At 65.2% G+C, this 24,048-nt stretch carries 22 protein-coding genes and 2 tRNA genes; 10 read left to right on the forward strand and 14 right to left on the reverse strand.

Annotated features, from left to right (window positions below):
- Positions 1–363 precede the first annotated feature (363 nt).
- Together LL06_RS06105 and LL06_RS06110 are read left to right on the forward strand one after the other, a co-directional pair.
- Positions 364–1,464, forward strand: a complete 1,101-nt coding sequence (locus LL06_RS06105) for a YcbK family protein (RefSeq protein WP_244447056.1) — start codon at positions 364–366, stop codon at positions 1,462–1,464.
- A gap of 274 nt (positions 1,465–1,738) precedes the next feature.
- A tRNA-Glu gene (locus tag LL06_RS06110) sits at positions 1,739–1,813 on the forward strand.
- Between the two features lie 196 nt (positions 1,814–2,009).
- Here the strand turns inward: LL06_RS06110 and recJ are convergent.
- The 5 genes from recJ to LL06_RS28045 form a co-directional block, all read right to left on the reverse strand.
- Complete coding sequence (recJ, locus tag LL06_RS06115; protein ID WP_035523702.1) at positions 2,010–3,809, reverse strand: single-stranded-DNA-specific exonuclease RecJ; 1,800 nt, start codon at positions 3,807–3,809, stop codon at positions 2,010–2,012.
- Positions 3,810–3,956: 147 nt separating this feature from the next.
- Positions 3,957–4,943: a class II fructose-bisphosphatase gene (gene glpX / locus LL06_RS06120; protein WP_035523704.1), complete on the reverse strand. Its 987-nt coding sequence runs from the start codon at positions 4,941–4,943 to the stop codon at positions 3,957–3,959.
- A gap of 186 nt (positions 4,944–5,129) precedes the next feature.
- A complete protein-coding gene (locus LL06_RS06125) occupies positions 5,130–6,452 on the reverse strand; it encodes a homoserine dehydrogenase (protein WP_035523706.1) in 1,323 nt (440 codons plus the stop codon).
- 99 nt (positions 6,453–6,551) lie between these two features.
- Positions 6,552–7,775 (reverse strand): LL-diaminopimelate aminotransferase, encoded by a 1,224-nt coding sequence (locus LL06_RS06130; RefSeq protein WP_035523709.1) that lies wholly within the window; start codon positions 7,773–7,775, stop codon positions 6,552–6,554.
- 80 nt (positions 7,776–7,855) lie between these two features.
- A complete protein-coding gene (locus tag LL06_RS28045; RefSeq protein WP_345775674.1) occupies positions 7,856–8,134 on the reverse strand; it encodes a hypothetical protein in 279 nt (92 codons plus the stop codon).
- Positions 8,135–8,549: 415 nt separating this feature from the next.
- Between LL06_RS28045 and phaC the strand changes: the two genes are divergently transcribed.
- The 4 genes from phaC to radC all read left to right on the forward strand — a co-directional run bounded on the left by phaC (position 8,550) and on the right by radC (position 12,915).
- Positions 8,550–10,385: a class I poly(R)-hydroxyalkanoic acid synthase gene (gene phaC / locus LL06_RS06140; RefSeq protein WP_035523713.1), complete on the forward strand. Its 1,836-nt coding sequence runs from the start codon at positions 8,550–8,552 to the stop codon at positions 10,383–10,385.
- 87 nt (positions 10,386–10,472) lie between these two features.
- Entirely contained in the window at positions 10,473–11,198 is a 726-nt protein-coding gene (gene sfsA, locus LL06_RS06145; protein ID WP_035523716.1) for a DNA/RNA nuclease SfsA, read from the forward strand.
- Positions 11,199–11,245: 47 nt separating this feature from the next.
- Positions 11,246–12,073, forward strand: coding sequence for a type I methionyl aminopeptidase (map, locus tag LL06_RS06150; protein ID WP_035523719.1), 828 nt, complete (start codon positions 11,246–11,248; stop codon positions 12,071–12,073).
- Positions 12,070–12,915 carry a DNA repair protein RadC gene (gene radC / locus LL06_RS06155; RefSeq protein ID WP_081963686.1) on the forward strand — a complete coding sequence of 282 codons (846 nt, stop codon included), beginning with the start codon at positions 12,070–12,072 and terminating at the stop codon, positions 12,913–12,915. The genes map and radC overlap by 4 nt, the downstream gene beginning before the upstream one ends.
- Positions 12,916–12,920: 5 nt before the next feature.
- Here radC and LL06_RS06160 read toward each other — a convergent pair whose 3' ends face one another.
- The 5 genes from LL06_RS06160 to LL06_RS06180 form a co-directional block, all read right to left on the reverse strand.
- Positions 12,921–14,483, reverse strand: a complete 1,563-nt coding sequence (locus LL06_RS06160; protein WP_035523722.1) for a cryptochrome/photolyase family protein — start codon at positions 14,481–14,483, stop codon at positions 12,921–12,923.
- A gap of 186 nt (positions 14,484–14,669) precedes the next feature.
- Positions 14,670–16,091 (reverse strand): trigger factor, encoded by a 1,422-nt coding sequence (tig, locus tag LL06_RS06165; RefSeq protein WP_035523725.1) that lies wholly within the window; start codon positions 16,089–16,091, stop codon positions 14,670–14,672.
- 182 nt (positions 16,092–16,273) lie between these two features.
- A tRNA-Leu gene (locus LL06_RS06170) sits at positions 16,274–16,358 on the reverse strand.
- 148 nt (positions 16,359–16,506) lie between these two features.
- The gene (locus LL06_RS06175; protein ID WP_052161256.1) at positions 16,507–17,115 is read right to left on the reverse strand and encodes a GDYXXLXY domain-containing protein; all 609 of its coding nucleotides are present in this window, start codon (positions 17,113–17,115) and stop codon (positions 16,507–16,509) included.
- Positions 17,112–18,224: a DUF2157 domain-containing protein gene (locus LL06_RS06180; RefSeq protein WP_081963687.1), complete on the reverse strand. Its 1,113-nt coding sequence runs from the start codon at positions 18,222–18,224 to the stop codon at positions 17,112–17,114. Before LL06_RS06180 ends, LL06_RS06175 begins: the two co-directional genes overlap by 4 nt.
- Before the next feature lie 272 nt (positions 18,225–18,496).
- On the opposite strand from LL06_RS06180, the gene LL06_RS26810 reads away from it, so the two are divergent.
- The 4 genes from LL06_RS26810 to trmFO all read left to right on the forward strand — a co-directional run bounded on the left by LL06_RS26810 (position 18,497) and on the right by trmFO (position 21,176).
- Positions 18,497–18,637, forward strand: coding sequence for a DUF1127 domain-containing protein (locus tag LL06_RS26810; RefSeq protein ID WP_081963689.1), 141 nt, complete (start codon positions 18,497–18,499; stop codon positions 18,635–18,637).
- Between the two features lie 386 nt (positions 18,638–19,023).
- Complete coding sequence (locus tag LL06_RS26815) at positions 19,024–19,167, forward strand: DUF1127 domain-containing protein (RefSeq protein ID WP_066175376.1); 144 nt, start codon at positions 19,024–19,026, stop codon at positions 19,165–19,167.
- Positions 19,168–19,479: 312 nt separating this feature from the next.
- Positions 19,480–19,626 carry a DUF1127 domain-containing protein gene (locus tag LL06_RS26820; protein ID WP_081963691.1) on the forward strand — a complete coding sequence of 49 codons (147 nt, stop codon included), beginning with the start codon at positions 19,480–19,482 and terminating at the stop codon, positions 19,624–19,626.
- Positions 19,627–19,739: 113 nt separating this feature from the next.
- Positions 19,740–21,176 carry a methylenetetrahydrofolate--tRNA-(uracil(54)-C(5))-methyltransferase (FADH(2)-oxidizing) TrmFO gene (gene trmFO / locus LL06_RS06185; RefSeq protein ID WP_035523730.1) on the forward strand — a complete coding sequence of 479 codons (1,437 nt, stop codon included), beginning with the start codon at positions 19,740–19,742 and terminating at the stop codon, positions 21,174–21,176.
- Positions 21,177–21,210: 34 nt separating this feature from the next.
- Here trmFO and LL06_RS06190 read toward each other — a convergent pair whose 3' ends face one another.
- The 4 genes from LL06_RS06190 to LL06_RS06205 form a co-directional block, all read right to left on the reverse strand.
- Positions 21,211–22,188, reverse strand: a complete 978-nt coding sequence (locus LL06_RS06190) for a sterol desaturase family protein (RefSeq protein ID WP_052161257.1) — start codon at positions 22,186–22,188, stop codon at positions 21,211–21,213.
- A complete protein-coding gene (locus LL06_RS06195) occupies positions 22,181–22,639 on the reverse strand; it encodes a hypothetical protein (protein ID WP_035523733.1) in 459 nt (152 codons plus the stop codon). The genes LL06_RS06190 and LL06_RS06195 overlap by 8 nt, the downstream gene beginning before the upstream one ends.
- A 138-nt stretch (positions 22,640–22,777) precedes the next feature.
- Positions 22,778–23,602 (reverse strand): phytoene/squalene synthase family protein, encoded by an 825-nt coding sequence (locus LL06_RS06200; RefSeq protein ID WP_035523784.1) that lies wholly within the window; start codon positions 23,600–23,602, stop codon positions 22,778–22,780.
- 56 nt (positions 23,603–23,658) lie between these two features.
- Complete coding sequence (locus LL06_RS06205) at positions 23,659–24,045, reverse strand: Mth938-like domain-containing protein (protein WP_035523736.1); 387 nt, start codon at positions 24,043–24,045, stop codon at positions 23,659–23,661.
- Positions 24,046–24,048 lie beyond the last annotated feature (3 nt).

The following is a 24,048-nucleotide window of genomic DNA, read 5'->3' on the forward strand; positions in this document are numbered from 1 at the left end:
GCAACGGGCCGGTCTTGGCCGGCCGGCCCGCAAAGCTGTGACAGGCTGGCGCAAGGCTCACGCAACCATCGCCGGCTAAACTCCCGAATATGTCATGGTTTCGCCGTATTTACGCCGCATCGCATGACCTTAATCTACACTCCCGTTTGTCCGGCAGACACCGGATTTGTGCGTTTACAACTGCATCACAAATGGGTACGCACCTTTAAAGGCCCTCGGGCCTGACATGACTTGAGACAGGGGCTCCATAGATTGCTGACGGGCGGGAAAAATTCAGTCAGGCGCTACTCTGGCGGCCACATCATCTTGCTGGCCGGCGTGGCGGTTGTTCTGACGGGATGCGTCTCTGCCGGCGATCCTTCCATGTATGCCACCCAGGGCTTCGCGCCGGGATCTTCCAGCTTCGTTGACATGAGCAGCGCCGACCAGTCGGATGCGCTGATGATGGCGACCAGAGCCGAAGGCATTCCGGTTCCCACGCCCTCTCCCGCCACAACCGCCGCCGATTCGTCCCAGCAGGCAGCCGCGCAGGACCAGGCAGCACCAGGCCAGCCGATGGTGATGGCCGAGACGTCGGTCGATGCGCTGAACCAGGGCATCATGCAGAGCCAGCCGGCCCAGCCCGCCGCCAATCTCTACAGCGCCCAGGCCCCGGCCCCGCAAGTCGCAGCCCAGGCTGCAGCCCCGCAGGCCACGGCGCCCCAGGACGCCGCGTCGCAAACCGTTGCAAGCGATCCGGCGCAGGTCGCGCTCCGCATGGCCTCGGCCGAACTGACGCCCGCCATCCCCGAGCCCGGCGCCGAGCAGGCCGCCGCCCAGCCGGACGTCCAGGAACTGGCGGTCGTCGCGCCGCCCAAGAAGCAGTCCATTTTCGCCCGCCTGTTCGCGCAGCAGCCGAAATCGACCAAGAAGGCGCCCTCCGGCACGCAGAAGCGCCTGGTCTCGGCCAAACCCGCGCCGGTTGTCGTGGCTTCCGCCGCCGGCGGCACCGAGTCGGCGCTGCCAGGCGTGCGCATGTCCAACGTGTTCACCGTCGGCGACGGCGAGGCCGAATCGGATGATTATGACGGCCCGGTCCAGTTGGCCTCGGCCGCAGGCCTCGCCCGACTGGCGCCCAACGGCCTGCACCTGCAGACCGAAAAGGTCGAAGTCGGCTGTTTCAAGCCCGAGCTGGTCCGCGTTCTCAAGAACATCGAGCGCCATTACGGCCGCTCGCTCGTGGTGACGTCGGGCTACCGCAGCCCGAAGCACAATCGCCGCGTCGGCGGCGCGTCCGGATCGCGGCACACCTCCTGCGAGGCCGCCGATATCCAGATCGACGGCGTGTCGAAATGGCAATTGGCCAAGTATCTCCGCTCCATGCCGGAGCGCGGCGGCGTGGGCACCTACTGCCACACCGAATCGGTCCATATCGATGTCGGCACGCCGCGTGACTGGAACTGGCGCTGCCGCCGCCGCAAATAACCTTTCCTCCGTCTTTTTGAAACTCTCCCCTCGTCCTCCCGGTGACCGGGCGACCGCGTGAGCCTGTCCGGGTGAAACCCGCGGTCAGGCGGCAAGAGAATCCGGGTCCCGCGCGCTCGTTGCCTGCATCCGTTCGCTCGTCGGGGGCGCGATCGCCCATGACTTTTCCCTCCCTTTAGGCCCCGCTTTGGAAAGATGACATTTTTTTATCGGAGACCCCAATTAAGCGCTTGCGGTCGCAAAGCGGTCTGACTATAAGACGCCCACATTGTACGCGCCCTTCGTCTATCGGTTAGGACGCCAGATTTTCATTCTGGAAAGAGGGGTTCGACTCCCCTAGGGCGTACCACAATATTCAAGCACTTCGCTTGGTTGCTTCATCCAAATTGCGAGTATGGGTTCACGCCGGGCGCGCGCTTTTCCGCGCTTGCCACGCGCCTGCGCGCGGCATCGCAAGCCCAGGCTACTCCGGCACGGAATGGTGATGCTGCGCGGCCTGCAGGGTGCCAGGGAACGCGATGGCGCCGCTGCCGTGGGGCAACCGCCTATCGGGCGAAAGCCGCGTCCACGACCCGCATCTGCACCCGGCGCACGCCCTGCCAGTGATCGGCCGAAATGGTGCCCGCGACGTGAAACATCGTCCCCCGGCCTCCCAGCAGCGCCGCTCCCATCTCGGTGTCGGCGGCGCGGAAGGCGATGCCGTTGAGCTTGCCTCCGTCCGCCCCCGACAGGGTGAGCTTGATGTGATTCTCGCCCACCACGCGCGCGTCGCTGAGCGTGTGCGCGGGCACGGCGAAGACCGGTTGCGGATGGCCGGCGCCATAGGGCCCGGCGCGTTCGATCATGTCGATCAGATCCAGCGTCGCCCCGGACGCCGAAATCGCGCCGTCGATCTTGAGCCGGTGCGCCGCGGTGAGGCCGGCGACGGTGTCGGCGGCGTTCTCCTCGAAGAACGCGCGCAATTCGCCCAGCCTGGCCTTCTCCACGGTGATTCCCGCCGCCATGGCATGGCCGCCGCCCTTGACCAGCAGGCCCGTCTCCACCGCCTTGCGCACCAGCCTGCCGATATCCAGTCCCGGAACCGAGCGGCCCGATCCGGTGCCCTTGCCGTTGCCGTCGAAGGCGATGGCGAAGGCCGGCTGCCGGTAGCGCTCCTTGAGCCGCGCCGCGAGCAGCCCGACCACGCCAGGATGCCAGCCGTCGCGCTCGGTGACGATGATCGCCGGTCCCGCGCCGCTCGCCATCTCGACGGCGGCTTCGGCGTCGGCTTCCGCCAGCATCGCCGCCTCGATCGCCTGGCGTTCCCGGTTGAGCTGCTCGAGCCGCTCGGCGATGACTTCGGCTTCGGCCGGGTCGTCCAGCGTGAGCAGGCGGCTGCCCAGCGCCGCATCGCCGATCCGGCCGCCGGCATTGATGCGCGGGCCGATCAGATATCCCAGATGGTAGGGCGTGACCGGGCCGTTGACGCCGGCCCGCTGGGCCAGGGCGGCCAGCCCGGCATTGCCGAGCGTGCGCGCCGCAAGCAGCCCCTTGACCACGAAGGCCCGGTTGAGCCCCTTGAGCGGCACCACGTCGCAGACGGTGGCCAGCGCCACCAGGTCGAGGCAGGCGAGCAGATCGAAGCTGGCGGCCCGCGCATCGCCCTTCTGGCGCAGCAGCCGCAGCGTGCCGGCAAGCACCATGAACACCACGCCGCAGGCGCACAGATGCCCGAGCCCGGACAGATCGTCCTCGCGGTTGGGATTGACCAGCGCATGGGCGCGAGGCAGTTCGCTCGCCACCTGGTGGTGATCGATCACCACCACGTCGACGCCGCGCCGCGCGGCTTCCTCGAGCGACTCATGGCTGGTGGAGCCGCAATCGACAGTGATGATCAGTTTGGCGCCGCGGTCGATCAGCTCGCCGATGGCTGTCGGGTTCGGCCCGTAGCCTTCAAAAATCCGGTCGGGAATGTAGATTTCGCTCTGAAGATCGAAATGCCGCAGGAAGCGCTGCATCAGCGCCGAGGAGGTGGCGCCGTCGACATCGTAGTCGCCGAACACCGCCACGCGCTCGCCGCGGGCGATCGCCGCGGCGATGCGGGCTGCGGCCTTGTCGCAGTCTGTGAGGCTCGAGGGATCTGGCATCAGCGATTTGATGGTGGGGTCGAGGAAGGCCACCGCGTCGCCCATGGCGACGTCGCGACCGGCCAGCACCCGCGCGATGACATCGGGAAGCCCCTTGGTCTGGGCGATCGAAATCGCCTTGTTCTCGCCGGCCAGATCGAGCCGCGCGATCCATTTCTGCCCGGAGAGCGATTGCTCCACGCCGAGAAAGGCCCGCTCGGATGCGCTGCTGCCTGCCATTGAAATCAACCTGTCATCGGGCGCCGCGCCACCATGGCCGCGCCGGAGACACTGCTCATAGACTAAAGACGGCGGTCCGGCAAAACCGGAGGCGATGACGTGGCGCGGGAAGCGGCCGGCACAGGCGAACCCGGCCGGCCTTTCGGCTCAGTTGAACTTTTCGAGGTCCTGATGCCGGGCCTTGATTTCGCGCACGGTGCGCGAGGAAGACCGCATCACGATGGTGTGGGTGATGATCGCGTCCGGCGTGAACCGCACGCCCTGCAGCAGGTTGCCGTCGGTCACGCCGGTGGCGGCAAACAGCACGTCGCCGCTGGCCATCTCTTCCATGCTGTAGATCCGGCGCGGATCGGAGATCCCCATCTTGGAGGCGCGGGCAAGCTTTTCCTCGGTGTTGAGCTGAAGCCGGCCCTGCATCTGGCCGCCGATGCAGCGGAGGGCGGCGGCCGCCAGCACGCCCTCGGGCGCGCCGCCGATGCCGAGATAGATATCGATGCCGGTCTGGTCGGGATCGGTGGTATGGATGATGCCGGCGACGTCGCCATCGCCGATCAACCGGATCGCAGCGCCGGTTGCGCGCACTTCCTCGATCAGGCGGGCATGCCGCGGCCGGTCGAGAATGCAGGCCGTGACCTGGCTCACATGCACGCCCTTGGCGCGGGCGACAGCGTGAAGATTGTCGGTCGGGCTCGCGTCAAGCGCCACGGTGTTGGGCGGATAGCCCGGACCGATGGCGATCTTTTCCATGTAGACGTCGGCGGCGTAGAGCAGGCTGCCCTTCTCGGCGATGGCGATCACCGCCAGCGAGTTGGGCAGGTTCTTGGCGCAGATGGTCGTGCCCTCGAGCGGATCGAGCGCGATGTCGACCTTGGCACCCTCGCGGTTGCCCACTTCCTCGCCGATATAGAGCATCGGCGCCTCGTCGCGCTCGCCCTCGCCGATCACCACAACGCCGTCGATCGGCAGCCGGTTGAGTTCCGAGCGCATGGCATCGACGGCCGCCTGGTCCGCAGCCTTCTCGTCACCGCGCCCGCGAAGCCGCGCGGCGGCGACGGCGGCGCGTTCGGTGACCCGCGCGATCTCGAGTGTCAGAATACGGTCGAGGCCGCTTGAGTCTGTGGATGGTCCTGCCATGGTCCGGGTTCCCTCAGGGTATGTCGTTGGCTGGTCTTACAGCCATGAAACCTAGCAAGGCAATGTGAATCCTGCATTAAAAGCCATTGTTTTTTCACGATTTTGGCATGTTCCAAGCCTAAATCGATTAGACGGCTTGCAGCCGGTCGCCGCCGGGCACGCGGCGCGGCAACGGGCAAGGCGGCCTCAGCTTTCGCGGGTGCGCTCGATGCGGATCACCTGCGGCTCGCCCGACAGGTAGCCCTCGCCCTTGATCGCGCCGACCGCGGAACGGACCTTGGATTCGGTCGTGGCGTGGGTCACGAGAATCACCGTTTGCGGGCCTTCGGCCGACCCGGCCGGCCGTGCCCGCTGCACGATCGATTCGAGCGAGATGCCGTTGTCGGCCATCTTCGTGGCGATCGAGGCGAAGACGCCAGCCCGGTCGTCGACCTTGAGCGAAATGAAATATCCGCCTTCATGGCTCTGGATCTGGGCGCGGGTATAGGGCTCGAGCTTGGCCGCGGGCCGCCCCAGCGCCGGCGCATGCTGATGGCCGGGCCGGCTCTTGGCGATGTCGGCGATGTCGCCGAGCACGGCGGACGCGGTGGCGTCGCCGCCGGCGCCCGGACCCGACAGCATCAGTTCGCCCAGGATATCGGCCTCGATCGTCACGGCGTTGGTGACGCCCTCGACCTGCGCGATCATCGAGCCCTTGGGCACCATGGTCGGATGCACCCGCTGTTCGATGCCGGTCGCGGTTCTCAGCGCCACGCCGAGCAGCTTGATGCGGTAGCCGAGCTCGTCGGCGGCATGGATGTCGTCGATGGAGATGTTGGTGATGCCCTCGACATAGACCTCGTCGGCGGCGATCCGCGTGCCGAAGGCAAGGCTCGTCAGGATCGACAGCTTGTGGGCGGTGTCGTAGCCCTCGATGTCGAAGGCCGGATCGGCCTCGGCGTAGCCCAGCCGCTGGGCTTCCGCCAGGCATTCGGCAAAACCCATGTTCTCGCGCTGCATCCGCGTCAGGATGTAATTGCAGGTGCCGTTGAGGATGCCGTAGATGCGCGTGACCGAATTGCCGGTCAGCGATTCCCGCATCGCCTTGATCACCGGAATGCCGCCCGCCACCGCCGCCTCGAAGTTCAGGAGCACTCCATTGGATTCGGCGAGCATCGCCAGCTCCACGCCGTGCCGAGCCAGCATCGCCTTGTTGGCGGTGACCACATGGCGTCCGGCGCCGAGCGCCGCGGTCACGGCCGCATGCGCCGGGTCGCCCTCGCCGCCGATCAGTTCCACCAGCACATCGATGTCGGCGTCGCGGGCCATGGCCACCGGGTCGTCGAACCAGGCCACGCCCTCGAGGCTGATGCCGCGGTCGCGGCTTCTGTCGCGCGCGCTCACCGCGGTGATCAGGATTTCACGGCCGCAAATGTCCGACAGCAGATTGTGGCGGGCGGTGATCGCACGAAACAGTGCTGCCCCGACGGTTCCTAATCCTGCAATGCCGATTTTGAGGGCATCAGTCATGTTTGCTATCCACTCTGCCTGATCATTGTCCGAAAATGCCCGCGCGGTAGCGCGGACCGAAGATGTGCACGGGCGGTTTAGCGGCGGGGGGCCGGAGGGTCAACGCCGGGCGGACAAAGACACCACATTCTCGGAGCCGCCGCCGTCGGTGACGGTGGACAGGAACCGCTTGATGTTGCGCGCCGCCTGGCGGATGCGGTGCTCGTTCTCGACCAACGCGATGCGGACGTGCTCGTCGCCATGTTCGCCGAAGCCGATGCCCGGCGCCACGGCCACATCGGCCTTCTCGACCAGCAGCTTGGAGAACTCGAGCGATCCGAGGTGCTTGAACGCCGGGGGGATCGGCGCCCAGGCGAACATGGTGGCCGGCGGTGGCGGCACTTGCCAGCCGGCCTTGCCGAAACTGTCGACCAGCACGTCGCGGCGGCGCTTGTAGATCGTGCGCACCTCGGCAATGTCCGAGCCGTCGCCGTTGAGCGCGGCGGTGGCCGCCACCTGGATCGGCGTAAAGGCGCCGTAGTCGAGATAGGATTTCACCCTTGTCAGCGCCGACACCAGCCGCTCGTTGCCGACCGCGAACCCCATGCGCCAGCCGGGCATGGAGAAGGTCTTCGACATCGAGGTGAACTCGACGCAGATGTCGATCGCGCCCGGAACCTGCAGCACCGACGGCGGCGGCGTGTCGTCGAAATAGATCTCGGCATAGGCCAAGTCGGAGAGCACGATGATGTTGTGCTTCTTGGCGAAGGCCACGACGTCCTTGTAGAAATCGAGCGTGGCGACGTAGCTCGTCGGATTGGACGGGTAATTGAGAATGAGCGCCAGCGGCTTGGGGATCGAATGCCGGACCGAGCGTTCGAGCGCCACGAAGAAACTGTCGTCGGGCACGACGTCGAGCGAGCGGATCACGCCGCCCGACATGATGAAGCCGAAGGCGTGGATCGGGTATGTCGGGTTCGGGCAGAGGATCACGTCGCCGGGCGCGGTGATCGCCTGCGCCATGTTGGCAAAGCCTTCCTTCGAGCCCAGCGTGGCCACGACCTGGGTTTCGGGATCGAGCTTGACGCCGAAACGGCGCTGGTAGTAGCCCGCCTGGGCCCGCCTCAGGCCGGGTATGCCCCGGGATGTGGAATAGCGGTGCGTGCGCGGATCCCTGACCGCCTCGCACAATTTGTCGACAATCGCCTGGGGCGTGGGCAAATCGGGATTGCCCATGCCGAGGTCGATAATGTCGGCGCCCCCTGCCCGCGCCGAGGCCTTCAGGCGGTTGACCTGCTCGAACACATAGGGCGGAAGTCGGCGGACCTTGTGAAATTCTTCCATGGAATTCCCCGGAATGGCGGGCAGCAGCCTTACTGCCCTGATTTCAGCGGTTTGCGTCCAAAAACGTGCGAACGCAAGTTCTAATTCTCGATCTGCTGCTGGGTGTCCCTGCCATGGTTGGCGGCCAGCGCGCGAAGCTCTTCGAGCCGCGCCTGATATTGGGCCCGGGCGTCGGGCGTCGCCGCCCGGGCCCGGAGCAGTTCGGCCATTTCCGCCTCCGCCGCGAGCTTTTCCGCTTGCGTCATCTGCGTGGTGGCGGCCTTCGGCATGTGGCCGAACTTCGGATAGACGCCGGTCTGGCTCGCGCCGGTTTCGACGAATTCCTTGGTCTCGACCGGCGTGGTCTTCTCGATTGGAATGACCGAGGTAAAGCCGGGATTGCGCCGGACGACGGTGGGCGCCGCGGCGGCCGTCTCCGGCGCGCTCGCCGGTGCCGCCCCCGCCTCAGCCGTCACGCCCGCGGGCGCAGCTTCAGGCGCGGTCGCCGACTCGGGCAGGACGGCAGTTGTCGCCCGGGGTGCTGCATCTTCAAGCGAAGCTGTCTGACACCCGGCGATAAAAATTCCTGCAAACACGGCAAAGGCTGCGCGATGGATCGGTATCATGGCACTGTATATTCCGGTCTCCACCAAATGGTGGTCATGACATCGACAAAAAAAGCCCTTATCAAGAAGGGATGGATGCTTGGATCTTCAGTCAAGCATCCCAACCAAGCCGATTTAAGGCAGAAGACAGGCCGGACGCAAGCTCCGGCGCACAGGAGGAGGCTTCCATATGCCGGACAAGGGCAAGAGCGCGACCGCGGACGACAAGCCCGAGGGCGTGACATCCCTCGCCGATGCCTATGTCGTCAAGGATCCCGAAGCCTTCGCCCGCAATGTCGCGCGCATGCTCGAGGAACTGGGCAAGGCCGCCGCAGCCTGGGTCGAGCCGCGCGAGAAAGGCGAGGTCGCCGACACCGTCTCCGAACCCATGACCGACATGGTCAAGACCTTCTCCAAGGTCGGCGAATACTGGCTCTCCGATCCCAAGCGCGCCATCGAGGCGCAGACGTCGCTGCTGACCGGCTATTTCGACATGTGGAGCGAATCGATCAAGCGCCTGTCGGGCGAGGACAGCTCACCCCGGCCGAAGACCACCGACAAGCGCTTTTCCGATCCGGACTGGGAGAACAATCCGTTCTTCGAATTCCTCAAGAACGCCTATTTCATCACCTCGGACTGGGCCAACAAGCTGGTCGCCGAGAGCGAGGGGCTGGACGAGCACACCCGCCACAAGGCCGGCTTCTACATGCGCCAGATCACCAGCGCGCTGTCGCCCGCCAATTTTCTGGCAACCAACCCCGAGCTCTACAAGGAAATGGTCGCGTCGAACGGCGCCAACCTGGTGCGCGGCATGCACATGCTGGCCGAGGACATCGCCGCCGGCAAGGGCGAGTTGAAGCTCAGGCAGTCCGACGCTTCGATGTTCAAGGTGGGCGAGAACATCGCCGTTTCGCCAGGCAAGGTCATCGCCCAGAACGACATCTGCCAGATCATCCAGTACGAGCCGCAGACCGAGACCGTGCTCAAGCGTCCGCTGATGATCGTCCCGCCGTGGATCAACAAATTCTACATCCTCGATCTCAACCCGAAGAAATCCTTCATCAAATGGGCGGTCGAGCAGGGCCACAGCGTGTTCGTGATCTCCTGGGTCAACCCGGACAAGCGCCACGCCACCAAGGACTGGGACGCCTATTCGCGCGAGGGCATCTCGTTCGCGCTCGACACCATCGAACAGGCGACCGGCGAGCGCGAGGTCAACGCCATCGGCTATTGCGTGGGCGGAACCCTGCTCGCCGCAACGCTGGCGCTGCACGCCCAGCAGAAGGACAGGCGCATCGCCACGGCGACGCTGTTCACCACGCAGACCGACTTCACCCATGCGGGCGATCTCAAGGTCTTCGTCGACGAGGCGCAGATCGCGTCGATCGAGAGCGCGATGGAAAGGAACGGCTATCTCGACGGCTCGAAGATGGCGACCGCCTTCAACATGCTGCGCGCCTCCGACCTGATCTGGCCCTATGTTGTCAACAACTACCTCAAGGGCAAGGATCCGATGCCCTTCGACCTTCTCTACTGGAATTCGGATGCGACGCGGATGCCCGCGGCCAACCATTCCTTCTATTTGCGCAACTGCTACCTCGACAACAATCTGTCGAAGGGGAAGATGAAGCTTGCGGGCAAGACGCTCAATCTCTCCAGGGTCAAGATCCCGGTCTACAACCTCGCCGCCAAGGAGGACCACATCGCCCCTGCCCGCTCCGCCTATGTCGGCGGACGGCTGTTCGGCGGCGACGTGACCTATGTGATGGCCGGCTCCGGCCACATCGCCGGCGTCATCAACCCGCCGGACGCGGGAAAATACCAGTTCTGGTCGGACGGCCCCAGGGACGCCGATTTCGACGACTGGGTCAAGGGCGCAAAGGAAACGCCGGGCTCCTGGTGGCCGCACTGGCACCAGTGGATCCGCTCCCACTCCGACGACGAGGTTCCGGCGCGCAAGCCCGGCGGCGACAGGCTCACGCCGATCGAGGACGCGCCGGGCTCCTATGTCCGCACCCGGGTCTGACGGCAGCCACTGCGTAAGCCGCCGCTGACGCTTGAGGCGCCGCTCCGGCAGGTAGGCGGGCGAGTCAAAACCTGCTAACGGCCGGCGATGACATTCGATCCGCCCTTGATCCCAGCCACGCTGGTGCGCCGCTACAAGCGCTTCCTGTTCGACGCCGAACTCGCCACCGGCGAGAGGATCACCGGGTTCTGCCCCAACACCGGCTCGATGCTCGGCCTGACGGCGCCCGGATCGCGCTGCTATCTCGCCCGACACACGGTGGGCCCGACGCGCAAGTTCAGCCACGCGCTCGAACTGGTGGAGGCCGACGGCACGCTGGTGGGCATCAACACCGGCAGGCCCAACCGGCTGGTCGAGGAAGCGATCGCCGCGGGCCTGATCGGCTCGCTGGGCCAGTATGCCGAGCGCCGGCGCGAGCAGAAATACGGCATCAACTCGCGCATCGACATCCTGCTCCGCGACCCCCTGCGCGGCGTCGCCTATGTCGAGGTCAAGAACGTGCATTACCGACGGGAGGCCGGCCTCGCCGAATTTCCCGACAGCGTCACCAGCCGGGGCGCCAAGCATCTCGAGGAAATGGGCGACATGGTCGAGGCCGGCCACCGCGCCGTCATGGTCTATCTCATTCAGCGCGACGACATCGACCGCTTGCGCATCTGCCGCGACCTGGATCCTGCCTACGCGGCGGCATTTGACCGCGCCATGAAACGCGGGGTTGAAGCTTGCGCAATACGATGCAAGATCACATCTCATGAAATACGCGCTGAATCGCTGGTCCCCGTTGAGGAAGCCTGCCTAAACAGCGTAGTATGACACTCACCCGGCGCGAGCCGGCCGCGACAGGACAAAGCGAGCCTTACATGGTTACCTATATCGACGCTGCTTCGGCTCCGATGAAGAACACCGGCCAGATCCGGCTCTACGGCCCCGACGGCTTTGACGGCATGCGCAAGGCGAGCCAGATCACCGCCAGGTGCCTGGACGAACTGGTCGAGCGTGTCGTCCCCGGCGTGACCACCAACGAGATCGACCGCTTCGTCTTCGAATTCGGCATGGACCACGACGCCCTGCCCGCCACGCTCAACTACCGCGGCTACACCAAATCCTGCTGCACCTCGATCAACCACGTCGTCTGCCACGGCATCCCCAACGACAAGCCGCTGCGCGAGGGCGACATCGTCAACATCGACGTGACCTATGTGGTCGACGGCTGGCACGGCGATTCAAGCCGCATGTATCCGGTCGGCCCGATCAAGCGCGCCGCCGAGCGCCTGCTCGAGATCACCCAGAATTCGCTGATGCTGGGCATCGCCGCAGTCAAGCCGGGCGCCCGCACCGGCGCCATCGGCCAGGCCATCCAGACCTACGCCGAGGCCGAGCGCTGCTCGGTGGTCAGGGATTTCTGCGGCCATGGCGTGGGCCAGTTGTTCCACGACGCCCCCAACATCCTGCATTACGGCCGCGCCGAAGAAGGCCCGGAAATGCGTCCGGGCATGATCTTCACCATCGAGCCGATGATCAATCTGGGCCGGCCGCACGTCAAGGTCCTCTCCGACGGCTGGACGGCGGTGACCCGCGACCGGTCGCTGACCGCGCAATACGAGCACACCGTCGGCGTGACCGAGGAGGGCTGCGAGATCTTCACCCTGTCGCCCGCCGGGCTCGACCGCCCCGGCCTGCCCGCATGACATCACGCCGCCGCCCAGACCTGTTTGAAAAGGGTCTTGAGGATGGTGGCTTGCATGAGGGGAACGCGGACGACGCGCCCCAGGACGAGCGCAGCTTCTTCGCCGAACCCCGCCAGGGCAAGACCCGCGGCCAGGCGCTGGCGGCGGACCCGCCGCTGGAGGCCGGTGGCGCGGAACATTATCACGGCCATCGCGACCGGCTGCGCCAGCGCTTTCGCGACAGCGGCGACCGGGCGCTGGCCGATTACGAACTGCTCGAGCTTCTTCTGTTCAGGCTGATTCCCCGCCGCGACACCAAGCCGATCGCCAAGGCGCTGCTCGCCCGCTTCGGGTCGCTCCCGGAAGTGCTGGGCGCGCCCGCCCATCTGCTCACCGAGGTCAAGGGCGTGGGCGACAGCGTCGCCACCGATCTCAAGCTGGTGGCCGCCATCGCCCACCGCATGCTCAAGGGCGACCTCAAGGGCCGCCAGGTGCTGGCCTCCTGGTCGTCGGTGATCGAGTATTGCCGCGCGGCCATGGCGTTCGAGGCGCGCGAGCAGTTCCGGGTGCTGTTTCTCGACAAGAAGAATGCGCTGATCGCCGACGAGGTGCAGCAGACGGGAACCGTCGACCATACCCCGGTCTATCCGCGTGAGGTGGTCAAGCGCGCGCTCGAGCTCTCCGCCACCGCGATCATCCTGGTCCACAACCATCCGTCCGGCGACCCGACGCCCTCGCGCGCAGACATCGAGATGACCAAGCTGATCGTCGACACCGCACGCCCGCTCGGCATCACCGTGCACGACCATATCATCATCGGCAAGGACGGGCATGCGAGCCTCAAGGGGCTGAAGCTGATCTGATCAGGCTAATATTCGGCCCGCATCTCCGGACCGTCGAGAAACCGGTGGGAATCGGCCCTGATCTCTTCAAGCCGCTCCGGCGCCATCTTGCCGAGCGAGCCCATGATCAGGCCCATGCGGTGGTTCTGCCTCAGGACGCGCTCGTTGACCGAGAGGAAGTTCCAGTAGAGGTAATTGAACGGACAGGCGTTTTCGCCGGTCTTCTGCTTCACGTCGTACCGGCAGCCCGCGCAGTAGTCGCTCATCTTGTTGATATAGGCGCCCGACGCCGCATAGGGCTTGGATGCGAGGAAGCCGCCATCCGCATAGAGCGCCATGCCCACCACATTGGGCATTTCCACCCATTCATAGGCGTCCCAGTAGACGATGAGGAACCATTCCTGCACCTCCTTCGGATCGATCCCGGCGAGCAGGCAGAAATTTCCGAGGATCATCAAGCGCTGGATGTGATGGGCATAGGCATTGGCCTTCGTCTCGGTGATCGCCTGATGGAGGCAGTTCATCGCGGTGTCTCCGGTCCAGAAGAAGCCGGGCAGCTTGCGCGTCGCATCGAGCGCATTGGCATCGGAGTAGTCGGGCATCTTCAACCAGTAGACCCCGCGGATAAACTCGCGCCAGCCGATGATCTGGCGCACGAACCCCTCGACCGCATTGAGCGGCGCCTTTCCGTCACGCCACGCCGCCACCGCCCTGTCGCAGCATTCGCGCGGGCCGAGGAGACCGCAATTGATCAGCGCCGACAGATGGCTGTGAAACAGCAGCGGCTCGCCCTGCTTCATCGCGTCCTGCCAGTCGCCGAAGCCGGGCAGCGCCTCCGCAATGAACCAGTCGAGATAGGCAAGCGCATCGGCCCGCGTCACCGGATGATCGAACGGCTCCAAGCCGCCGAAATGGTGGGCGAACGCGCGCCCGGCCAGGTCGAGCACCGCCAGAGTGGTTTCGTCGGGAGGAAAGGAAGGCCGCGCCGGTATCGTGACGTCACCCGGCAATGCCTTGCGGTTGTCTGTGTCATAATTCCACTGCCCGCCCTCGGGCTCGCCGTCGACCATCAGATATCCGGTGCGCTTGCGCATTTCGCGATAGAAATACTCCATCCGGAGCGATTTGGGCTGCTGGCCGCGATCATTGACGGCCCAACTGACAAAATCCTCGTGGCTTGCCAGGAACCGCGTGTCGGAGCGGATCTCGAGATCGACACTGAGTTCCTCGCGCCAGGTCCGGGCGGCGTCGAGCACGCGGGCCTCGGACGGCTCGGTCATCACCACCCGGCCGGCGCCATTGCGCGCGACAGCCTGAGCCAGCGCGGCGCCGAATTCGCCCGGGTTGCCGTCCGCGTCGAGCCGCAGGTAATCGACCTCGAAGCCCTCGGCGCGCAGATCGTCGGCGAAATGGCGCATGGCTGAGAACAGGAACGCGATCTTCTTCTTGTGGTGGCGGACCGAGGTCGCCTCGCCCATCACCTCGGCGAGAAAAATCACATCCTGGCCGGGCTTGGCATCGACGAGGCTCGACAGGTCGCGCGAGAGCTGATCGCCGAGAACGAAACGCAGCACCTTCGTGTCGCTCATGAAGTCTCCCGGCGGGCTGTGATTTGCGGACCCTGAAGGGCCACTTGTTGCGACCGTCTACGCGGATGTGCAGGACATGGATCGCCCTGGGACCATTGCGCGCCGGCCTCGGCAGCAAATGGCCGACAAACGAAAACGCCGGAGCAAGGCCCCGGCGTTTGAAGTCTGGTGCGGATCGGACCGGTCTTATTCGGACGCGGCTTCGTCCTTCTTGGCGGCCTTCTTCTTGGCCGGGGCCTTCTTCTTGGCGGCCGGCTTTTCCTCGGCTTCCGCCTCGTCGTCGGCCATCAGCTCTTCCTTGCTCACGGTCTTGTCGGTCACGTCGATGACGGTGAGCATGTGGTCGATGGTCTTTTCTTCGAAGATCGGAGCGCGCAGCGAGGCGACGGCGCCGGGGGTCTTCTGGAAATATTCGTAGATTTCCTGTTCCTGGCCGGGGAACTTGCGGACCTGTTCGAACAGCGAGCGCTGCAGCTCTTCATCGGAGACCTGCACGCCGGCTTCCTCGCCGATCTTCGACAGCACCAGTCCGAGACGGACGCGGCGCTCGGCCAGCTTGCGGTATTCCTCGCGGGCTGCCTCCTCGGTCGTGTCCTCGTCCTCGAAGGTCTTGCCGCTGTCGGTGAGTTCCTGGTTGATCTGGCGCCAGATGCTCTCGAATTCGGCGTCGACCAGCTTGGAGGGCGATTCGAACTTGTGGGCTTCGTCGAGCTGGTCGAGGATCTGCCGCTTCAGCTTCTGGCGGGTGACCTGGCCATACTGGCTTTCGATCTGCGAGCGGACGATCTCGCGCAGCTTGTCGGCCGAATCGAGGCCGAGCGTCTTGGCGAGCTCGTCATTGACTTCGAGCGCGCCCGGAGCCGCGACCGCCTTGACGGTGATGTCGAACTTGGCTTCCTTGCCGGCCAGGTGTGCTGCCTGGTATTCCGCCGGGAAGGTGACCGTGATCTCCTTCTTGTCGCCGGCCTTGAGGCCCACGAGCTGCTCTTCGAAGCCCGGGATGAACCGGTTCGAGCCGATCACCAGCTCGGCGTCCTGGTCGGCGCCGCCTTCGAAGGGCTCGCCGTCGCGCTTGCCGAGATAGTCGATCGTCACCTTGTCGCCGTCGGCGGCCTTGCCGTCCTTGGGCTCATAGGTGCGGCTGTTCTCGGCCACGCGGAGCACCTGCTCCTCGACTTCGTCGGCGGGCACGTCAACGACTTCGCGCACGACCTTGAAGCCCGACATGTCGGCCACGTCGAAGGCCGGAATGACTTCGTAGGCGATGGTGAATTCGAAATCGGCGGCGCCGTTGAGGATCTGGTCGGCTTCCTTCTCGTCCTCGGTCATCGAGATCTCGGGCTGGGTCGCCGCCCGCTCGCCGCGCTCGGACAGGATCGCGGTCGGCTTCTCCTGGATCATCTCGTTGACGAGCTGCGCCATGATCGACTTGCCGTAGATCTTCTTCAGATGCGAGATCGGCACCTTGCCAGGCCGGAAACCCTTGATCTGCATCTTGCCCTTGGCTTCGGCAAGCTTCTCGTTCATCTGCGAATTCATGTCCGCAGCGGGAACGACAACCTTCAATTCGCGCTTCAGCCCTTCGGCAAGCGTTTCGGTAACCTGCATGTTCAAACCTTCATTTCCTCGCGACTGCGACCGTTCGGGTTGGCCCCGCGACTGGGCCGGTTATCCGGCGTCGCCTGTGGCATTTTTCAGTTCAGGCCCCGAACCGGATCAACCGGCAGGACGCCTCTTCGTGTTTGCCCGGTCATCCGGCGCCGATGCGGCGGCCGGACTGGACACTAATCTGGTGCGGGTAGAGAGACTTGAACTCCCACGCCTTACGGCACCAGAACCTAAATCTGGCGTGTCTACCAATTTCACCATACCCGCTCTTGGGTCGCAAAACACCGCTCGCGCGAGGCGACCCTGAACGCGGTCGCTCTATATCACCCGTTTGGCGGCGATCAAAGGAAAAATGACCTTGTCCGTCAGGGTTTTTGGCCCGAACCCCGCCCGAACGCGAATTGTAGCCGGCTTTTCAGTAGAGCGGCTCTTCGTACAGCGTCTCGCCATCGATCATCAGCCGCGCGATCTGCGGCGCGCCATCCGGCGAGATCCTGACCGCGACCGTCGTCCGGCCCTGGTTCTGGGCCTTCTCGATCTCGAGGCCTTCGCCTTCGGGCACATAATAGCGTTCGATGCCGAATTCGAGCCGGCCGATCGCGTTCAGCCCGCCCGAGGGCTGGGCCACCGTGACCCGGACCGGCAGCGACTTGAGGACCACCTCCTCGGCGGCAACGGTCTCCGGCCTGGAAAAGCTTGCAGACCGGGCGACGAAGGCGCCGTCCTCGCCCGGCGCCAGCGTCAGCCAGACCGGGATAGTGGTGTCCCTGTCGGGCCAGGGGCCGGTCACCAGGGTCTCGTCGATGGAAGACAGGTCGGTGTAGCCGAGCCGGACATAGTCGCCGCGCATCAGGTCGCGCGGATCGACCGGCTCGGTCTTGAGCAGGATTTCGCGGCCGTCCCTCAGGATCGCGGCGCGCTGCTCGATCGCCAACGCCAGGGTTCCGATGAGAACCACGGCCGAAACGAGAGCGGCGAGATAGGGGTTGAGCGGCCGCCTGAGCATCTGTCCCGGACCCGTCATGGCCGCGCCTCCCCTTTCTTGAAGCGTTTTTCGATCTTCGTCACCGCGAAAGCCATGACGGCCAGCGCCACGCCGCCCAAAAACAGGAAGCCGAAGCTTCCGAGCAGCGATCCCAGCGTTTCGCCGACCACGTAGAGGGTCTCGCAGGCGAAGGCGAAATAGGCAAAGCGCCGCACCAGCCGGTTCTCGCCGCCGGCGACCGCGAGCACCGCCACGCTGACGACCAGGATGAAGGCGGCGAGCGCCATCTCGACGCCGAGTCCCGGATCGACGAGCGACACCTGGATCAGCCCCAGACCGGACAGCAGCATGACCGCGCCATAGGCCGACACCGCTCCATGCCGGGAGATGGTCCCCGTCAACGGAGACGGCGTGAAGGATCCGGCGCCGAACGCGACGGCGCCGAGCGCGGCCAGAACATAGCCCGGCTCCAGCTCCGTCGTTTCGAAGATGACCCACATCACCCAGGAGATGAGCAGCAGGGCGCTCAGATGCCCGGCAATCGCCGAACGCGACCGCCAGGCCGCCACGCCCACGGCGAACGCCAGCGCCAGCACCGTGGCGTAGCTGGAGAGATCCTGCGGGTTGGTCCCGGACCCGGAGAACAGGTCCTGGACGGCAAGCAGATATCCAAATCCCAGGAGCCCGGCGCCGGCCGCGGCCATCGCCGAGGCGAAGGCGAACGACACCACCAGCGCGCCCACGGCCCAGGTCAGCATGAAACCCGTTTCGTCGCCGCTCAAATGATACATCTGCGCCACGAGCGCGATGCCCGCGCCATAGCACAGAAGCGTGAACACCAGCGCCGCCTCGGCGACCCAGGGAGCACCCCTCCGCACCGCCACCGCGGCGGCGGCAAGACCGGCCATGAGGAGTATCAGCAGCGCGATTACCCGCGTGGCCCGCGGGATCACCTCCCAGTTGGCGGCGATCAGCGCGATCACCGCGGCGCCGAACAGCACCGCCGCAAGCACCGCCAGGACCGCGGACAGGCTGAACCCGGTGTACCGCCGGTCATGATCGGCCAGGAGCACCTGGGCCTGTCCCGGGGCCAGAAGCCCGCTGCGGGTCCACTGATCGAGCTCGCGGGACAAATACCTTCGTAGCATCGGGCGATTCCTTCGTTCGCGGCGTCCGCACCGGAGCCTACACCAACCGCAAATCCGCACAATGAGCGTGGAAATGGCACTGTGCCTGTTTTATATGTGAGCCCTGCACAGCTTTGAGGCAAAAGCCACCGGATCACCCCTTAGCCATGCAATTTTGGAATGGCTTCCATGAGTTTATTGCACTGCACAAATCGATTGAATGCCCCTATATTCAAAACATCGGAACGCCACGGTGGTGAGCCGAAAAACAGCGGGACTGAAGGAGATAGACCATGAAACTGATCCGCTCCTACGCCAGCTGGCGGAAATACCGCGAAACCTGCGTCGAGCTGAACAGGCTCTCGGAACGTGAGTTGAGCGACATCGGCATGTCAAGGGGCGATATTCCACTCGCCGCACGGCGCGCCCTGTAAGAGTTTTACGAATTCGGAGCGGCCTCCTCCTCCTCCCAAAGCCGCTTCGATGTGACTGACGTTCATCCTCCTCCCGAGCGTCAGTCTCCCAAAATGGCGCCCACCGGATCCTCCTCCCCCGGTGGGCGTTATTTTTTGTCCGGACGCCAGGTCCGGCCCCCTTCCCCACCCCTTCTCTTCCGAAGAATCTGTCCCTCGCCGAAACATGGCCGGCTGAGGGCTTCATTACGGCTTAACCTTTATGAACAAGGTTTTGTTAAGACGCATTGCAGAAACCGCATGGCACCTTTGCGTTATCTTGCACTGCACAAAACGACCTGACGCTCCTATATCAAGGTCAACAAACACGGGGCTGATTTGCAGCCCAAATCGAAAGGAAGAAGACCATGAATATCCGCAAGGCCTACAAAGACTGGCGCGATTATCGCAACACAGTCAACGAACTGTCCCGCATGTCCGAACGCGAACTCAACGACCTCGGCATCTCCCGCGGCGACATCCCCTTCGTGGCCCGCCGTCCCGGCCACTGAAGACTGACATTTCTGCCCGGCGCGAGCCGGTTAGATCAAACGGCGCCCTGGAGACAGGGCGCTGTTTCTGTTTATGCCCCCGCCAAACCGTTGAAACGGATCGCAGTCTGGAAGCAGGCGCAGCCGCCTCGCTGCCTGAATTTTCGGCAGGCCTGCGAATTGCCCCGCCCGTTAACCAGCCATTCCGGCCATGCATGCCTGACTTGTGATTATTGCGCTGCACAAATCGACAGCAAACGCCTATATGACGGGCATCAGATTGATCACAACTTATTCAGCGCCCCAGGGGGGCGCCTACACGAGGAGACCGCCATGAAAATTCTCAGCAGAGCACGCAGCTGGATGAAAACCCGCCAGACCGCTCAGGAACTCGCCAACCTGTCCAACGAAACGCTCGCCGACATCGGCCTGACCCGTTTCGACATCGACAACGTGGCTCGCGGCATTCGCACCCGCTAAGGGCCTTCGACATGACCGTTCGTAACGGCGTCCGCTTGGACGCCGTTTTCGTTTGTGCGGGCTGCGGCACAAACATCTTTGAGACCGGACCGCGTCCGTGGTAAACGGGCGCCATGACCAAGCCTAGCTCTTCCCCATCCCCCATCCATGTCATCGGCGGCGGCCTGGCCGGATCCGAAGCCGCCTGGCAGATCGCCCGGCGCGGCCTGCCCGTGGTGCTGCACGAGATGCGGCCGGTGCGCGGCACCGACGCCCACAAGACCGACAGCCTGGCCGAGCTCGTCTGCTCCAATTCCTTCCGATCCGATGACGCGGAAAACAACGCCGTCGGCGTCATCCATGCCGAGATGCGGCTCGCGGACTCGCTGATCATGGCCTGCGCCGACCGAAACCAGGTGCCCGCCGGCGGCGCGCTCGCCGTCGACCGGGAAGGCTTTGCCCAGGCCGTCACCGACGCCATCGCCGCCGAGCCGCTGATCGAGGTCGCGCGCGAGGAGATCACCGGCCTGCCGCCCGCCGACTGGGACCAGACCATCATCGCCACCGGCCCGCTCACGGCGCCGGCGCTCGCCGAGGCGATCAGCGCCGAGACCGGCCAGGATGCGCTGGCCTTCTTCGACGCCATCGCACCCATCATCCACACCGATTCGATCGACATGTCGGTCTGCTGGTTCCAGTCGCGCTACGACAAGGTCGGTCCCGGCGGCACCGGCAAGGACTACATCAACTGCCCGATGGACAAGGACCAGTACGAGGCCTTCGTCGACGCGCTGGTGGCCGGCGACACCACCGGCTTCAAGGAATGGGAAGGCACGCCCTATTTCGACGGCTGCCTGCCGATCGAGATCATGGCCGAGCGCGGACGCGAGACGCTGCGCCACGGCCCGATGAAGCCGATGGGCCTGACCAATGCCCACAAGCCCGACGTCAAGGCCTATGCGGTGGTGCAGTTGCGCCAAGACAATGCGCTGGGCACGCTGTACAACATGGTCGGATTCCAGACCAAGCTGAAATACGGCGCCCAGGCCGAGATCTTCCGGCTGATTCCAGGCCTCGAGAACGCCGAATTCGCCCGGCTCGGCGGCCTGCACCGCAACACCTATCTCAATTCGCCGCTGCTGCTCGACGGAACGCTGCAGCTCAAGTCCCGCCCGGGGCTGAGATTCGCCGGACAGATCACCGGCTGCGAAGGCTATGTCGAAAGCGCGGCGATGGGCCTGCTCGCCGGACGCTTCGCCGCCGCCGAGCGCCTGGGCGAGGATCTCGCGCCGCCGCCGCAAACATCGGCCTTCGGCGCGCTGCTCAACCACATCACCGGCGGCCACATCCTCAGCGACGACGAGCCCGGCAAGCGTTCGTTCCAGCCGATGAACGTGAATTTCGGCCTGTTTCCGCCGCTCGACCCCGGCGCGATCCTCCGCCCCGAGGGCGGTGGCCGGTTCCGCGGCAAGGACAAGGCCAAGGCCAAGAAACAGGCGATGGCCCGCCGCGCGCTCCAGGACTTCGCCGCATGGCTTGAAGGCACGAGCGTCCGGCAGGCCGCCGAGTAACTGCCGGCGTCTATTCGTCTATTCGTCTATTCGTCTATTCCGCCGCAGCCACCGGTGCGTGGCCTGGCACGGGCGTTCCCGCGCCCGGCAGGCCGGGCATTCCGGCCGATTCTGGATGTTTGGCGACGTAATCTGCCTTAAGCTCCTCCGATCCCTTGCGCGACCCGTCATGGCTCCAGCCCGGCGGGGCGAACAGATAGGCGAGCCGCTCGGTGATGGTCAGGCCCGGCTGAAACGCATCGCGGAACATGTCGGTCCACTCGTGAAACGCCACCTTGACCGGATTGAAGCTGCCGATGTTCTTGACGATGCCGTAGCGCGGCATGTCCTCGTCGAGCTCGGGCACGAAGCTGCCGAACATCCTGTCCCAGATGATCAGCGTGCCGGCATAGTTGGAATCGAGATAGCGCGGGTTGGTAGCGTGGTGCACCCGGTGGTGCGAAGGCGTGTTGAAGATCCATTCGATCGGCTTCCACATCCGGCCGATCGCCTCGGTGTGAATCCAGAACTGGTAGACCAGGTTGAGCCCGCCGACGAACAGCAGCAGAACCGGATGGAAGCCGATCAGCGCCAGCGGAATGCGCAGGATGAACATGCCGGTGAAGGTGCCGGTCCAGCTCTGTCTCAGCGCGGTCGACAGGTTGTAGTGCTGCGAGGAATGGTGGTTGACGTGCTCGGCCCACACCCAGCGGCAGCGGTGGGCGATGCGGTGGTACCAGTAATAGCGCAGATCATCGAGGATGAAGCAGAGCGCGATGGCCCACCAGGACGTGCCGAAATCATAGATCCGGAACTGCCAGGCCCACATCAGCACGCCGAACGCCACGAAGCCCAGAAGCAGGCCGGACACCACATTGCCCACGCCCATCATCAGCGAGGTCGCGGTATCGCGCGTCTCGTAGTCGCCACGGCCCTTGAAGTAGCGGATGACGAACAGCTCGAGCAGGATCGCGATCACGAAGAACGGGATCGCCATCTGCGTCACATCCGGAAAATCCTTGAGATCAGGCATGGTCCCCTCCTCCGGCCCCGCCGAATTGCGGGCTCGCCAGCACGAAGCTGCCGCACAGCCACAGCGACACTTCGGCGGCCTCCTCGCTGTTCTGGAACACGTATTCTCCGCCCTTGAGGGTGGAATCATGGAATTTGATCTTCAGTCCCGGCTGGCCCTCGAGCGGCGTCACCGAGGCCGTGCCCGGCAGGATCAGCCGCGCCACGTAGTGGCGCCCCATGGTCTGCAGAAAACCGACCTTGCCGTCCGCCAGCCTGAGGAAGCAGGCCTTTGCATCACGGGTCATCGTCACCGAGCGGATCGCCTCGTCGGGAAAGGCGCGGGCGAACTCCACGATGGCTTCGCCCGGGTCGCGCGTATCCGTCTGACGTGATCCGCCGGTGAAATGCACGGCCGCAATCACCATCAGCACGCCGAAGGCGACCACCACAACCAAAACACCAAGACTCATGTTCTCCCTCCGCATTGACGCAGCTCCCGGTCGCGTCAACGCGTCCGACTATGCCGTGCCTCAAATCGTTCTGCAAGCCGTGGCGATGACGGATCCCGCAGGCCCGCGCGGCGGCGCCCGCCGCCAGACCAGGAGTGATCAGAGCCGGCCGCGCCGCGCGGCCTGCCACAGGCGCCATTGCCTGCGCCATTGCGGCGGCTGAAGCGGGATCGTAAGACTGTCCGCGCCGCGTTGTTCGGCGCGCGCCAGAACCGGCTCGACCAGCGCAACCGGCAGATAGGCGGGAAACAGGTGGCCCGGCAGGTGCGCCAGCGCCGCCTTCGCCTTGTCGAGATGCTCCCGTCCGATTCCCGCAAAGGCCCGCACGGCGTTTGTGAGCGCCGGTTTGTTCTCACCCCCCAGAAACCTGTCGCGGTCGAGCCCGGTCGCAGCCAGCAGATCGCCCGGCACGAACACCTGCCCCCGCGCCCGGGTGATCGGCAGCAGCATCAGATGCCCCGCCACCGCCTGGGCCACGCCGGCATGACCGCTGGCGGTGGCCGTCTCCGCGGCGATGGCCGGATCGAGGAGGAAGGCCGACATCTGCAGCAAGGCCGAAGCGGTTTCGCCGGCATAGCCTTCATAGCTCAGCCGGTCGGGCATCGGGTCGTCATAGAGATCGAAGGTCCGCGCCTCGCACATGGCAATCAGCGGCGCCGTCGGCAGGGCGCGGCGCCCGATCACCGATCCCAACGCGGAGGCCAGCGGATGGCCCGACGCCTCGCCGCCGCGGTCGCCCGAAAGCACCTCGCGCCACCATTGCAGCCGGATCTCGCCCGGCATCGGGTCGCGCACCCGGTCGCGGATCGCAGCGATCTCGGCATTGAACAGCATCAGCACCAGCAGGTCGTCGCGCGCCGCCTCCGGCATCAGCAGCAGCGCCAGGTAGCGGTCGATGTCGGCCGCGCGGAGATCGGCCAGCATCTGCCGGCGCGCCGCCGGCGAAAGGGCGCCCGATGGACCTGGCCCGGTCACCGGGATCAAACGGCGATCAGCGCGGCGGCGACCGCACGTGATTCGGCGAGCATCACATTGTAGGTCCGCACCGCCGCCCCCGTGCTCATCGGGTCGGAGGAGACATTGGCGGCGCGCAAAGCCGCCCTGAGGTCGGCGGGCAGCGGCCGGATCGACAGGCCGGTTCCCACCAGCAGGAATTCGATCTCCCCGGTTTCCGCCATCACCTTGTCAAACAGCGCGGGCGTCAGCGCGGCCTCCTCGCCCGCCGCCCAGCCGTAAATGCCGGACGGCAGGCAGAGGATCGATCCGCGATGCGACATGTCGGCGAACCGGAATCCGCCATTGCCATAGGCCTCGATCGGCGCGCGGCCCGGAAAATGCGCCTCGCGGATCTCGATTCCACGCGCCACCGG

Source organism: Hoeflea sp. BAL378, assembly GCF_000759435.1.
Classification (GTDB): domain Bacteria; phylum Pseudomonadota; class Alphaproteobacteria; order Rhizobiales; family Rhizobiaceae; genus Hoeflea.